At 65.9% G+C, this 12,650-nt stretch carries 13 protein-coding genes and 1 tRNA gene; 10 read left to right on the top strand and 4 right to left on the bottom strand.

The annotated features are described in order from the left end of the window. The first annotated feature begins 78 nt into the window (after window positions 1-78). The 5 genes from citZ to NATOC_RS10510 all read left to right on the top strand — a co-directional run bounded on the left by citZ (window position 79) and on the right by NATOC_RS10510 (window position 3,656). A complete protein-coding gene (citZ, locus tag NATOC_RS10490; protein ID WP_015321413.1) occupies window positions 79-1,227 on the top strand; it encodes a citrate synthase in 1,149 nt (382 codons plus the stop codon). Window positions 1,228-1,296: 69 nt separating this feature from the next. Next, window positions 1,297-1,728, top strand: a complete 432-nt coding sequence (locus tag NATOC_RS10495; RefSeq protein ID WP_015321414.1) for a gamma-glutamylcyclotransferase family protein — start codon at window positions 1,297-1,299, stop codon at window positions 1,726-1,728. Between the two features lie 251 nt (window positions 1,729-1,979). Continuing rightward, window positions 1,980-3,191 carry a threonine ammonia-lyase gene (ilvA, locus tag NATOC_RS10500; protein ID WP_015321415.1) on the top strand — a complete coding sequence of 404 codons (1,212 nt, stop codon included), beginning with the start codon at window positions 1,980-1,982 and terminating at the stop codon, window positions 3,189-3,191. 58 nt (window positions 3,192-3,249) lie between these two features. Continuing rightward, the gene (locus tag NATOC_RS10505) at window positions 3,250-3,489 is read left to right on the top strand and encodes a hypothetical protein (RefSeq protein ID WP_015321416.1); all 240 of its coding nucleotides are present in this window, start codon (window positions 3,250-3,252) and stop codon (window positions 3,487-3,489) included. Window positions 3,490-3,575: 86 nt separating this feature from the next. Next, window positions 3,576-3,656, top strand: a tRNA-Ser gene (locus NATOC_RS10510). Between the two features lie 166 nt (window positions 3,657-3,822). Here the strand turns inward: NATOC_RS10510 and NATOC_RS23060 are convergent. Continuing rightward, window positions 3,823-3,948, bottom strand: a complete 126-nt coding sequence (locus tag NATOC_RS23060; protein WP_015321417.1) for a hypothetical protein — start codon at window positions 3,946-3,948, stop codon at window positions 3,823-3,825. A 148-nt stretch (window positions 3,949-4,096) separates the two neighbouring features. On the opposite strand from NATOC_RS23060, the gene NATOC_RS10515 reads away from it, so the two are divergent. The 5 genes from NATOC_RS10515 to NATOC_RS10530 all read left to right on the top strand — a co-directional run bounded on the left by NATOC_RS10515 (window position 4,097) and on the right by NATOC_RS10530 (window position 9,659). Continuing rightward, a complete protein-coding gene (locus tag NATOC_RS10515; protein WP_015321418.1) occupies window positions 4,097-4,852 on the top strand; it encodes an SOS response-associated peptidase in 756 nt (251 codons plus the stop codon). 243 nt (window positions 4,853-5,095) lie between these two features. Beyond that, entirely contained in the window at window positions 5,096-6,751 is a 1,656-nt protein-coding gene (thsB, locus tag NATOC_RS10520) for a thermosome subunit beta (protein ID WP_049888736.1), read from the top strand. Window positions 6,752-6,975: 224 nt separating this feature from the next. After that, window positions 6,976-7,467: a methyltransferase family protein gene (locus NATOC_RS10525; RefSeq protein ID WP_015321420.1), complete on the top strand. Its 492-nt coding sequence runs from the start codon at window positions 6,976-6,978 to the stop codon at window positions 7,465-7,467. Between the two features lie 45 nt (window positions 7,468-7,512). Next, on the top strand, window positions 7,513-7,653 hold the full coding sequence (locus tag NATOC_RS22350) for a hypothetical protein (RefSeq protein ID WP_015321421.1): 141 nt from the start codon (window positions 7,513-7,515) through the stop codon (window positions 7,651-7,653). 83 nt (window positions 7,654-7,736) lie between these two features. Continuing rightward, complete coding sequence (locus tag NATOC_RS10530; RefSeq protein WP_015321422.1) at window positions 7,737-9,659, top strand: ABC transporter ATP-binding protein; 1,923 nt, start codon at window positions 7,737-7,739, stop codon at window positions 9,657-9,659. A 39-nt stretch (window positions 9,660-9,698) separates the two neighbouring features. Here NATOC_RS10530 and lrp read toward each other — a convergent pair whose 3' ends face one another. From lrp to NATOC_RS10545, 3 genes are all read right to left on the bottom strand, one after another. Beyond that, complete coding sequence (lrp, locus tag NATOC_RS10535; protein ID WP_015321423.1) at window positions 9,699-10,160, bottom strand: HTH-type transcriptional regulator Lrp; 462 nt, start codon at window positions 10,158-10,160, stop codon at window positions 9,699-9,701. Between the two features lie 154 nt (window positions 10,161-10,314). Beyond that, window positions 10,315-11,229: a phosphatase PAP2 family protein gene (locus NATOC_RS10540; RefSeq protein WP_015321424.1), complete on the bottom strand. Its 915-nt coding sequence runs from the start codon at window positions 11,227-11,229 to the stop codon at window positions 10,315-10,317. A 48-nt stretch (window positions 11,230-11,277) separates the two neighbouring features. Next, on the bottom strand, window positions 11,278-12,591 hold the full coding sequence (locus NATOC_RS10545) for a YihY/virulence factor BrkB family protein (protein ID WP_015321425.1): 1,314 nt from the start codon (window positions 12,589-12,591) through the stop codon (window positions 11,278-11,280). Window positions 12,592-12,650 lie beyond the last annotated feature (59 nt).

The raw sequence follows: 12,650 nt of genomic DNA on the forward strand, positions 1-12,650 counted from the left end.
TCACTGACACGGCCGAGAACCCCGTTCCCGCGGCCTGCAAACGATAATACTTTTCCATTACTATACGAAAGCCCGAGTATGGTTGACGATCTCGAGAAAGGGCTGGAGGGTGTTCTGGTCGCAGAGTCTTCGCTCAGCTCCGTCGACGGCGATGCCGGGCGATTGATCTACCGCGGCTATCCGATCGAAGACCTCGCTCGCGGCGCGAGCTACGAGGAGGTCGTCTATCTCCTCTGGCACGGCGAGCTCCCGACCGCCGAGGAGCTCGACTCGTTTACCGCGTCGCTCAACGAAGAGCGGGCGGTCGACGACGACGTCCTCGAGACGGTCGAACGGCTCGCAGACGCGGGCGAGCAGCCGATGGCGGCGCTACGGACGGCGGTGTCGATGCTCTCGGCGTACGAGCCGGAAACCGACACCGAACCCGAGGACCTCGAGGCGACGCTCCGGAAGGGGCGACGGATCACCGCCAAGCTGCCGACCGTCCTCGCGGCGTTCGAGCGCTACCGCCTGGGCGAGGAACCCGTCGATCCGGACCCCGATCTCGGCCTCGCCGCGAACTTCCTCTACATGCTCACCGGCGAGGAGCCCGACGAGCTGGCCGCCGAGACGTTCGATCAGGCGCTGACGCTACACGCCGATCACGGGTTGAACGCCTCGACGTTCACCTCGATGGTTATCGGCTCGACGATGGCCGACATCTACAGCGCGGTCACCGGCGGCATCGGCGCCCTCTCCGGACCGCTTCACGGCGGCGCGAACCAGGACGTCATGGAGGTGCTGATGGAGATCGACGAGAGCGACCTCGACCACCGCGAGTGGATCGAACAGGCCATCGAAGAGGGACGTCGCATCCCCGGCTACGGCCACCGCGTCTACAACGTCAAGGACCCCCGCGCGAAGATCCTCGAGGAACGCAGCGAGGAACTCGCCGAGCAGGGCGAGAGCAAGTGGTACGACTACACCACGACCATCGAGCAGTACCTCGTGGAGGAACAGGGCCTCGCCGAGAAGGGGATCGCGCCGAACGTCGACTTCTACTCCGGCTCGGTCTACTACCAGCTGGGGATCCCGATCGATCTGTACACACCCATCTTCGCGATGAGCCGCGTTAGCGGCTGGATCGCCCACGTCATCGAGTACCAGGAGGACAACCGTCTCATCCGCCCACGCGCCCGGTACACTGGCCCCGAGGACGAGGAGTTCGTCCCCCTCGAAGAGCGGTAGAACGGGCCAGCGAGCGGAACCGACCCGGAAACCGGCGCTACTTTTGGAGACGCGCGAGAGAGCGAGCGTATGGTGTCGACGCGTCCGACCGAAACGGTGTTCGTCTACGGAACGCTGACCGACCCCGACCGGGTCGAGGACGTCCTCCGGAGCGTCCCGAACGCGACCTTCGAGCTCGGTTCGACGGTCGTCCTGGAGGGACTGACCCGCGTCGAAGGGGAGTATCCGACGCTGGCGCCCGGCGACCGGACCGAGGGGCGACTCCTCTCGGTCGACGACCGCGGGCTCGAAGCGCTCGACCGATACGAGGGCGTCGACCGGGGGCTGTACGAGCGGATCGCGGTGCCTCGCGAGGACGGCGACGACTGCTGGCTCTACGTCGGCGACCCCGATCGGCTCGGCGTCGCCGAACCGGTCGAGTGGCCCGGGACGTCCTCGCTCGAAGAGCGGGTTCGATCCTACGTCTCCGATCGAGGTGTCGTCGTTTCGACACCCGAATGACGGGCGTCTGTCCCGCGTCTGACGGCCCCATAATCCCGTCGCCGTCTTGCGGTTTCACTTTCGCTACGGGTGCATGGGTTTTATGGTCGTTCCACCCCCGACTACAGTCGCAGGTCACGCGCCGTGCGATCCTGTATTCCCTGTCGTGTTGCCGTCGTCGGCAACACAGACTATCGGGTTGAGGGGGCAACGACACACCACACCGATTCCCGATAGTAAATCCTTACAGTACTCGCCCGATAGTCGAACGTATGCTTCAGTTATCGGATATTCTCGAGGCGAAAGAGCGGGTTCGCGACACCTCCAGGTGGACACCGTTGCAGTACTCTCATACCTACTCGTCGATGACCGGGGCCGAGGTACACCTGAAACTGGAGAACAGCCAGCGAACGGGGGCGTTCAAGATCCGCGGCGCGACGAACCGGATCGCGACGCTGTCGGCGGCCGAGCGGGAGGCCGGCGTCGTCACCGCAAGCGCGGGCAACCACGCCCAGGGGGTCGCCCTCGCCGCGAGCCGAGCTGGCGTCGAGGCGACGATCGTCATGCCCGAGCACGCCCCGATCTCGAAAGTGAAAGCGACCCGCAACTACGGCGCGGAGGTCGTCCTCGAGGGTACCGACTACAACGAGGCCGCCGAGCGTGCCCACGAGATCGAACGCGAGGAGGATCGGACCTACCTCCACGCTTTCGACGACGAGGACGTGATGGCCGGCCAGGGAACGATCGGTCTCGAGATCCTCGAGGACTGTCCCGAGCTCGACACCGTCGTCGTTCCTATCGGCGGCGGCGGACTCATCAGCGGGATCGCGACGGCGGTCAAAGAACGCAACCCCGACGCGCGCGTGATCGGCGTCCAGGCCGAGGGTGCCTCGAGCGCTGCACCCTCCCTCGAGAAGGGCGAGCGGGTCACTCTCGAGGGCGTCGAGACCATCGCCGACGGGATCGCGACTCGCAGCCTCGGCGAGCGAACCTTTCCGATCGTCCGGGAGTACGTCGACGAAATCGTCACCGTCACCGATCCCGAGATCGCGGTCGCGACGGTGAACCTGCTCGAGCGCTCGAAGACCGTCGTCGAGGGCGCCGGCGCGGTGCCGCTCGCGGCGTTGCTGTTCGACCGCTTCGAGTACGAGGACGGCGAGACGATCGTTCCGGTGCTCAGCGGCGGCAACATCGACCTCAACACGCTCAGCAACGTCATCGTCCGCGGGCTGGTCGAGACCGGCCGGTATCTGAAGATCCGGACGGTACTCAAGGATCGCCCGGGCTCGCTCGAAGAGCTGCTGGCGATCCTCACCGCCCACCAGGCGAACATCTACGCGATCCACCACGACCGGACCTCGCGGGACGTCGAGATGAGCGACACCGAAGTCGAGATCGAACTCGAGATGCGAGGGACCGATCACGTCGAACGGTTCCTCGCCGCGCTGCGCGAGGAAGGATACGAGGTCGACGTTCTCGCGTAGAGCGGTCGTACGGAACGGTGCCGTTAAGGACGAGCGAGCGGAGTCTCCAGTCAAAGCGATGTCCGAAACCCCGTCCTCACTCGGCCTCTCACGGCGGGCCAAATCCGCGCTGCTGTGGGGAGTCGTCGGCGCCCTCGCCTTTCTGGTCCTCGTCCAGGGCTATGCCCTGCTGGTCGAGCCGCTGGTGACGATCACCCAGGGAGCGCTCGTCGCCGTCCTCGTCGGGCTCGGCGCAGGCCTCGGGAGCTACCTGCTGGAACACCGGATCGCCGCCTGGGCGACCCGTCGCGCAGAGTGATGGGATCGCTTCACATCCCCAAAGAGCGGGGTTTTCTCCCGGCTCTTCGTAACAGTTAAACGACCGACGTGGCTAGGATAACCCGAGCCAGGATGGCCGAACGGTAAGGCGCACGCCTGGAAAGCGTGTTCCCTTTGGGATTCTGGGTTCAAATCCCAGTCCTGGCGTACTCTACCGCGAGCAAACTCACGAGCGGCAGCTACCCGATACCGGATTCGAATCAGGCCGAGGTTCTGCAAGCAACGCGAGCAGGCTCTCGGACGTGGTTCGAATCCCAGTCCTGACGTTTTTGCGTTTCACACCGGTAGCGGCGCGTAGTAACGCGTAGCCGCGCTACTGCTCGATCTCGACCGGCGTGTCGCAGGCGATCCAGCGGTCCGGATCCGAGCGCTCCCGAACTTCGAAGAACCCGTCCTCGCTGAACCGTGCCTCGTACTCCGACTGCTGGTTCGATTCCATACCCGACCCGATCACGGGGGCCACTATGAGTACGTGTGGCGTACCACGGATCGACGGAGGAGAAATCGGCCCTTGGGTGACCGTTTCGTCGACGAAACGGTCGGCGACGAGTGGAGCATATTTGCTCGTGGAGCGCCTACTCGACTACATGTGCGGTCGCTACACGCTGTTCGTCGACCAGGAGGAACTCGAGGACCGGTTCGACGCTCGCGTCGCCGACTCGGCGGCCCCGCTCGAGCCGCGGTACAACGCAGCACCGGGCCAGAAGCTCCCGGTGATCACGGACGAGGACGCCGACGAGATCCGACGCCTCGAGTGGGGACTGGTCCCGTCCTGGGCCGACGACGACAGCGGCGGGCTCATCAACGCGCGTGCAGAGACGATCGACGAGAAGCCGAGCTTCCGGGCGGCCTACGAGTCGCGGCGCTGTCTCGTCCCGGCCGACGGCTTCTACGAGTGGGTCGAGACCGACGGGGGTGAGCGAATCGGCGAGTCGCGCTCCTCCTCGGATCGGAGATCTGACGGTGGGAACCAGCCCTACCGGGTCGCCTTCGAGGACGACCGTCCGTTCGCGATGGCGGGACTGTGGGAGCGCTGGGAGCCCGAGACGACCCAGACGGGACTGGACGCGTTCGGCGGTGGGCTGGAGGACGGGTCCGACGACGGCCCGCTCGAGACGTTTACGATCGTCACGACCGAACCCAACGAGCTGGTCGCGGAGCTCCACCACCGGATGGCCGTCGTCCTCGAACCGGGTCGGGAGCGAGAGTGGCTGACGGCCGACGATCCCCGGGGGTGTCTGGAGCCCTACCCTGCCGACGAGCTGCGGGCGTATCCGGTTTCGACGGCGGTCAACGACCCCGGAACCGACGAGCCGTCGCTGGTCGAACCGCTCGGGGCGTAGCGAGCGCTCGGATCGGCGCCGCGAACGATCGGGCCGTTCCTACCAACACTTAAATATGACCGATGTCGCGATCCGTACTCGTATCGACTGCCATGACAGATGTTCGCATAATGGGCGGCTATCAGCTTTCAGTACTGCGGTTTTCGGAACGGTTCGGGAATACGGCTGCGAGCAGTACCGGACCGATAGCAATAGTTTTATATAGAAGGACAATCAATGAATGAGCTGACTATGAGCCAGCGAATGCAGCAGGGACAGCCGATGATCGTGATGAGCGAGGACTCCCAGCGCGTCAAGGACCAGGACGCGCAGGATTACAACATCCGCGCCGCACGGGCGGTCGCGGAGGCCGTTCGCTCCACGCTCGGTCCGAAGGGGATGGACAAGATGCTCGTCGACTCGATGGGATCGGTAACCATCACGAACGACGGCGTCACCATCCTCGAGGAGATGGATATCGACAACCCGACGGCCGAGATGATCATCGAGGTCGCCGAGACCCAGGAGGACGAGGCCGGGGACGGCACCACGACAGCCGTCGCGATCGCCGGCGAGCTGCTGAAGAACGCCGAGGACCTCCTCGAGCAGGACATCCACCCGACGGCGATCATCAAAGGGTTCCACCTCGCCAGCGAGCAGGCTCGCGAGGAGATCGACGACATCGCTACTGAGGTCGACACCAACGACGAGGAGCTCCTGCGCTCGGTCGCCGAGACGTCGATGACCGGCAAGGGAACCGAGGTCAACAAGGAACACCTCGCCGATCTGATCATCGAGGCGATCAGCCAGGTTACCGTTGAGAACGAGGACGGCGAGAACGTCGTCGACCTCGAGTTCCTCAACATCGAGACCCAGACCGGCCGCAGCGCCGGCGAGTCCGACCTGCTGGAGGGCGGCATCGTGGACAAAGACCCCGTCCACGACAACATGCCCACCGAGGCCGAAGACGCCGACATCCTGCTGTTGAACACGCCGATCGAGGTCGAGGAGACCGACATCGACACCGAGGTTTCGGTCACCGATCCCGACCAGCTCCAGCAGTTCCTCGACCGCGAGGAGAAACAGCTCAAGGAGAAGGTCGACCAGATCGCCGACCTGGGCGCCGACGTCGTCTTCTGCCAGAAGGGCATCGACGACCTCGCCCAGCACTACCTCGCCAAGGAGGGCATCCTCGCGATCCGTCGCGCCAAGAAGTCCGACCTAGAGTTCCTGAAGGAAGTCGTCGGCGCGAACATCGTCTCCGACCTGGCGAACGCGACGAGCGACGACCTCGGCCACGGCGACGTCACCCGTGACGAGGAAGACGAGCTGTTCTACGTCGAGGGCGAGGACGCCCACGGCGTCACGCTGTTGCTGCGTGGCTCGACCGACCACGTCGTCGACGAGCTCGAGCGCGGCGTCAACGACGCGCTCGACGTCGTCGCCCAGACCGTCTCCGACGGCCGCGTGCTGGCCGGCGGCGGCGCCATCGAGGTCGAACTCGCCTCGCGGCTCCGTGACTACGCCGACTCCGTCTCGGGTCGCGAGCAGCTGGCCGTCGAGGCCTTCGCCGACTCGCTGGAGCTCGTCCCCCGCGTCCTCGCCGAGAACGCCGGACTGGACTCGATCGACACGCTCGTCGACCTCCGTGCGGCCCACGACGAGGACGACGAGACCGCCGGTCTGAACGTCCTCACGGGCGACGTCGAGGACACCTTCGACGCCGGCGTCGTCGAACCGGCCCACGCCAAGGAACAGGCCGTGACCTCCGCTGCCGAGGCCGCGAACCTCGTCCTCAAGATCGACGACATCATCTCCGCCGGCGACCTCTCGACCGACAAGGGTGGCGACGAAGAGGGCGCCCCCGGCGCAGGCGGCATGGGCGGCGGTATGGGTGGCGGCATGGGCGGCATGATGTAAGCGCGGTTCGAACGAAGCCAAAACCGCGGCGTAGCGAACGGCGCATCGCGCCGTGGGCAACGTGCGGTTCGACGCTCACTGTGCTCGAACCGCCGATTTCCGCCCACGTCCAACCCGAACGCCCGCACCGTCCGTCGACCGATCGACATCTCGCGTTTTTTGACCGTCCGTATCGTTCCGGAGCCCCTGCCAAACGCTTTGAATCGACGCGTAGAAGCGATCGTATGGCACGCCCACTCGTCTTGCTGAAGACCGCCGTCTTCTCGGCGCTCGTTCCGGGAACCGTCGCCGGACTCGTCCCGTGGGTTCTGGCCCGGCGCGATCAGCTCACGCTGCCGGTCCCGTCGAGCGTCGCTCGGGTCGCGGGCGTCGGGTCGCTCCTCGGGGGCGTCCTGCTGTATCTCCACACCACGTGTCGGTTCGCCGAACACGAGGGAACGCCGTCGCCGACCGACGAACCGCCCGAGCTGGTGACCGACGGGGTGTACGGCTACGTTCGAAACCCGATGTACGTCGCGGTCCTGCTGTGTCTTCTCGGCCAGGCCTTGCTGTATCGGTCGGTGCTCGTCGCCTGGTGGGTCGCGGGCTGCTGGCTGGGCTTTCACAATCGGGTCCTCGAGTACGAGGAGCCCCACCTGGCGGCGAAACACGGCACCGAGTACGAGCGGTACCGGGAGCTGGTTCCGCGGTGGCTCCCTCGAGGACGTCGTCGGTGAGTCGGCAGGCCCGCAAATTATTGTGCTCGACGGCGTCGCTCGAGTATGGCGTATCAAACGACTCTCGGCTGGTCGCTGTTCTCCTCGGGTATCGTCACGCTCATCCTCAAGGTCATGCCGGGTGACTCGCTCTGGTGGGGGCTGTTGTTGCTCGCGCTCGGCGCTGCCATTCTCTACATCCGATAGCGAGCGGTAGAGTGCCGTAGTACCCGTCTCAGGTCGCTTCGAACCGGTGAACGTTTACGATTCGAAACGGTACCGCACCGTCAGTGAGTACCCACGACGATGAGACGCCGTTCGACGCCTACCGCGAGGACGTCGACCGTCCGCTCGCGCGACTCTTCCGTGAGTACGCGCCGGGCCGGCTCGGCTGGTTCGGAGCGGGGATGGTCGCCAACTTCGTCGCGCGGATGGCAACGCTCGTCCCGCCGCTGGTCCTCGGGGTCGCCATCGACGCGATCTTCCTCGACGCGGGGCCGTTCGAACTGCCGATCGTCCCCGACGCCTGGCTCCCCGCGGGCGAGACCGAGCAGTTCCAGTTCACGGTCGTCGCCATCGCCGTCTCGTTTCTCGTCGTCGCCGTCTTCACCTGGATCTACGGCGTCACCGCCAACCTGTTCGCCCACGACGTGATGCACGCCATCCGGGTCGAAAGCTTCGAGAAGCTACAACGGCTCGACACGGCCTTCTTCGACGAGAAACAGACCGGGGAGGTTATGGCCGTCCTGAACAACGACACGCAGAACCTAGAGCGGTTCCTCGACGACGCCCTGATGAACTCGGCGCGGCTGCTGGTGATGGTCGGCGGGATCGCCGCCGTCCTCGTCTACTTGAACTGGCAGCTGGCGGTCGTCACGCTGTTTGCGGTGCCGGCGATGGTCGCCTTTACGATCTGGTTCATGCGGGCTGCCGAACCGCGCTACGTCCGCCAGCGCTCGGCCGTCGGCCGACTGAACACCCGCCTCGAGAACGCCATCTCCGGGATGGGGCTGACGAAGGCCACCTCGAGCGAGACCCACGAGGTCGACCGCGTCCGGGCGTCCTCGCGGCACTTCTTCGATCGCACGATGGACGTGTTGAAGCTGAGTTACGTCTATCGGCCCGGAATGGAGCTGCTCGCCGGAGTCGCGTTCGCTGCGACCTTTCTCGTCGGCGGGCTCTGGCTCACTACGGGGACTGCGCCAGGACCGCTGACTGGAACCCTCTCGGTCGGGGACTTCGTCGTCTTCCTAATGTTGACCCAGCGGATCGTCGACCCGCTGGCCGAGGTGTCGAACATCGTCGACCAGTACGAGAACGCCAAAGCCTCGAGCGAGCGCGTCTTCGGGCTGATGGACATCCCGGTTTCCGTCGACGACCCCGACGACCCCGTCGATATCGAGCCCGTCGCGGGCCGGGTCACCTACGAGGACGTCTCCTTTAGCTACGACGAGACCGCACACGCCGACGGGGACACCCAAACGACGTTCGAGGAACCCGTCCTCGAGGACGTCTCCTTCGAGGCCGACCCGGGCGAGACGGTGGCGTTCGTCGGTCCGACCGGTGCCGGGAAGTCGACGCTGCTGAAGCTGTTGTTGCGCCTCTATGACGTCCAGTCGGGGGCGGTCCGGATCGACGGCCACGACGTCCGGGACGTCGCCCTCGCCGACCTGCGCTCGGCCGTTGGCTACGTCAGCCAGGACACGTTCCTCTTCGACGGGACGATCGCCGAGAATATCCGATACGGTCGCTTCGAGGCGTCCGACGAGGCAGTTCGGGACGCCGCGCGGGCGGCCCAGGCCCACGAGTTCATCACCGAGCTTCCCGAGGGGTACGACACCCGTGTCGGCGAGCGGGGTATCAAGCTCTCCGGCGGGCAGCGCCAGCGGATCGCGCTCGCCCGGGCGGTCCTGGCCGACCCCGAGATCATGATCCTGGACGAGGCGACCAGCGCGGTCGACACCAAGACCGAACTGCGGATCCAGCGCTCGATCGACCGGGTGACCGAGGATCGAACGACGCTCGCGATCGCCCACCGGCTGTCGACGATCAAGGACGCCGATCGGATCCTCGTCCTCGAGGACGGCCGGGTCGTCGAGCGAGGGTGCCACGAGGAGCTGCTCGCGGAAGACGGAACGTACGCCCGACTGTGGGCGGCACAGGCGGGCGACCGCGAGCGGGCGAGCGAGGCGTTGCTCGGAAACGACGACTGACAGCTCCGGCGAGACGGGCAACGAGGACGGCGGGCCGTCTCAGGCGTCGTCGACGTCGAGTTCGAACTGCTCGTTCTCCGAGACGGAGTTCAGGACGACGCTCGTGTTCGAGGCCTTGATGTCGGGATCGGTCAGCAGCTGTTTGATCTGGTCGTTCATCCCATCGGTATCTTTGAACTTCCCGATCGCGATCACGTCGTAGTCGCCGGTGACCTCGTAGACGCTCGTCATCTGGCTGTGATCTCGAAGCGTCTCCGTAATGTCGGGGAGGGCGTGTCCCTCGACCTGGAGCTGAATCACGGCGGTCACGTCGTAGCCGATCGCGTCGTAGTTCACCCGCGGGGTGTACCCCTCGATCACGCCCTCGGCCTCGAGATCGGAGAGGTGGTTCGAGACCGTCGTCACCGAGACGTCGAGCTCCTCGGCGAGGCTCCGCAGGCTGGCCCGCCCGTTGCCCAGCAGGGCGTTTACTAGCTTTGCGTCGAGATTTTCGTACGTCATCACGTCGTTCCACACACGCTGCCCTTTAGAAGTTTACGAACATCCAATTGCGTGTTCGAGAGCGGAGGTTTGATCGGGAGAGTAGAAGTTAGTGACGAGAATACTCGAGACAGCGACGGGAAAGCTAACAAGCGAACATATTCGAGACTCGTTGCTAACTCGCGCTCCGTCGCAACGTCCTCGTCGGCGAGTTCGCCGCGGTAAGCGCGGGGAGTCCAACGACGACGCCCCCGCCGACGAACCCGACGAGAAGCCACACGGGGAGCGCGTCGACGACGAGCAGGGCCAGCGCCACGACCCCGAGCAGTCCCAGTCCGAGGACGGCCGGCACCGCGCCACGAAGCGTGCGGTCCCAGGGATCACGGGGTGGCGTCGCATACTGCCAGACGAGCAGACCGCCGACCGAGCCGCCCAACAGCGCCGCGGTCTCGGGTCTGCCGTCGGTCGCCAGTGCCAGTGCCGACAGAACGACGCTGACCCCGAGGACGGCCGTCGTGGCGCCGCGGGTGGATCGCATCCGGCTGCGGACTCGGTCGCGAAGGGCCACCATTCCGGCCACGTAGCCGAGGCCGACTAGGGCGCCGACGACGACGTCGATCGGGAAGTGGACGCCGACGGCGATCCGGGAGAGCGAGACGAGCCCAACCATCGCCGCGCCGGTCGCGATCCGCCCCGAACGCGTGCCGACGTCGAGTTCGAGCGCGAGCATCGTCCAGATCACCACCGCGGCCATCGCGTGCCCGCTCGGAAAGCTCGAGGTACTGATCTCGACGGCCGGAGCGTAGACGACCGCGACGAGCAGGGGTAGTGACTCGACCGCGATCGCCGGATCGACGCCGGGACGCGGCGTCTCGAAGAACCCCTTGAGCCCGATCATGAGGGCGTAACACCCCATTACGATCCCCAGCCAGGAGGCGAACCGGTGGCGGTCGAGATACCAGAACGCGAGGACGACCGTCGGCGCGACGAACCAGACGCTGCCGAGGTGTGAGAGCAGTCCGACGAACACCGCCAGCCACTCCGGAACGGCGTCTCTGACGACCTCGACCCGTGCCGACTCGAACCACATCGGTCGTCGGTACGGCCGGAGCACCAATAAGTCAACGGGCTGTCCGCTCTAGGACCGCCACTCGCCGATCCGGTTCCGGAGGCGACCGGGAACGCCGAGGACGGTGAGTCCGGCGCCGAGCAACACCATCAGAACGTACAGTCCGAGCGTCGAGGTCCAGACGACCAGCATCGCCAGGATCGCCCACCCGCCTTCGAGGAAGTAAAACGCCGCGATCGACATCGCGGTCCCGTACAGCAAGACGAGATACGGGCCCCAGCCGTGGGCGTGGCCGCGTCGCACGCGGCGGCGAACGTATCGCTTGAGCTCCGACTGGAGCGACTCCTTCTCGACCGTTCGGCGCTCGACCGACGACTCGAACTCGTCGACGCGGTCGCGAAGCCGCTCGATCTCTTCGCGAAGCGCGTCGGCGTCGTCTGCTCGGTCCCGAGTCCGGGCACTCGGACTCGAGTCCGTCCTCGTGCGATCCGCATCGCCCGGCGTCGGGCGATCTCGCGCGGTCCCCTCGTCGGCACCCGTGGCGTCATCAGTCATCGCTTCTGTCGAAAGCTGTCGAGCGCGGGGACTTTGTAGCTGCCGGTCCGTTTCCCGGTCGGCCAGGACCGCGTTCACCGACGCGCCGAAGACGAGGATGATCGCGCCGGCGTACAGCCAGACCAAAACGAGAAAGACCGCCCCGAGCGCGCCGTAGATAGCGTACTGTCCGGCGACGGCGGCGTACAGAGAGAACGCGCGACTGAGCACGAACCAGCCCACCGCGGCGAGGACGGTTCCGGGAAGCGCCTCCCGAAGGTCGACGTTCGCGTCGGGAAAGATCAGGTACAGCGGCAGGAACGCGGCGACCAACCCCAGCAGGACGAACAGCGGGCCGATCACGAACTGGCCGGTAAACGGGACGAATCGGACCGCCACCTCGATTCCGGTGACGATCGAGAGTCCGATCACGATCGCGACGGCGGCGATCGTCGCGTCCCAGAAGGTATCGATCAGCGACTTCGAGGCGACGGTGCCGTACACCGACGAGAACGCGCGATCGAGCCCGCGGAAGACCCGACTCGACCCCCAGAGCAAGCCCAGGGCGCCGGCGACGGTCGCCCCCTGCTGGCCCGCCTCGTCGACGATCATCTCCATGAGCAGCGTCTGTGCCGAGGGCGTGAGGACGTCCTCGGTCGTCGCCGTCACCTCCGCGGCGAGTGGCTCCCCGCCGATCGAGGCCGCAAGCGCCAGCGAGAGCAACGCCAGCGGTGCCAGCGAGAGAAAGGCGTAAAACGCGACCCCGGCCGCGAGAAGCGTCAGCTGCTCACGCCGTGCCAGTCGAACGAGCTGTGTCGCGAGCTCGCGAGCGTGGCTGTAGTCGAGCACGGTTCGATGTTCGCGCCCCGGACAAATATGGGATCGTGTGGCACCGGCCTGCAGGTGGG

This window comes from Natronococcus occultus SP4 (assembly GCF_000328685.1).
Classification (GTDB): domain Archaea; phylum Halobacteriota; class Halobacteria; order Halobacteriales; family Natrialbaceae; genus Natronococcus; species Natronococcus occultus.

Excerpts from the sequence above, each read along its gene's own strand:
- citZ (WP_015321413.1), top strand. The coding sequence starts at position 79 with ATGGTTGACGATCTCGAGAAAGGGCTGGAGGGTGTTCTGGTCGCAGAG.
- NATOC_RS10495 (WP_015321414.1), top strand. The coding sequence starts at position 1,297 with ATGGTGTCGACGCGTCCGACCGAAACGGTGTTCGTCTACGGAACGCTG.
- ilvA (WP_015321415.1), top strand. The coding sequence starts at position 1,980 with ATGCTTCAGTTATCGGATATTCTCGAGGCGAAAGAGCGGGTTCGCGAC.
- NATOC_RS10505 (WP_015321416.1), top strand. The coding sequence starts at position 3,250 with ATGTCCGAAACCCCGTCCTCACTCGGCCTCTCACGGCGGGCCAAATCC.
- NATOC_RS23060 (WP_015321417.1), bottom strand. The coding sequence starts at position 3,948 with ATGGAATCGAACCAGCAGTCGGAGTACGAGGCACGGTTCAGCGAGGAC.
- NATOC_RS10515 (WP_015321418.1), top strand. The coding sequence starts at position 4,097 with ATGTGCGGTCGCTACACGCTGTTCGTCGACCAGGAGGAACTCGAGGAC.
- thsB (WP_049888736.1), top strand. The coding sequence starts at position 5,096 with ATGCAGCAGGGACAGCCGATGATCGTGATGAGCGAGGACTCCCAGCGC.
- NATOC_RS10525 (WP_015321420.1), top strand. The coding sequence starts at position 6,976 with ATGGCACGCCCACTCGTCTTGCTGAAGACCGCCGTCTTCTCGGCGCTC.
- NATOC_RS22350 (WP_015321421.1), top strand. The coding sequence starts at position 7,513 with ATGGCGTATCAAACGACTCTCGGCTGGTCGCTGTTCTCCTCGGGTATC.
- lrp (WP_015321423.1), bottom strand. The coding sequence starts at position 10,160 with ATGACGTACGAAAATCTCGACGCAAAGCTAGTAAACGCCCTGCTGGGC.
- NATOC_RS10540 (WP_015321424.1), bottom strand. The coding sequence starts at position 11,229 with ATGTGGTTCGAGTCGGCACGGGTCGAGGTCGTCAGAGACGCCGTTCCG.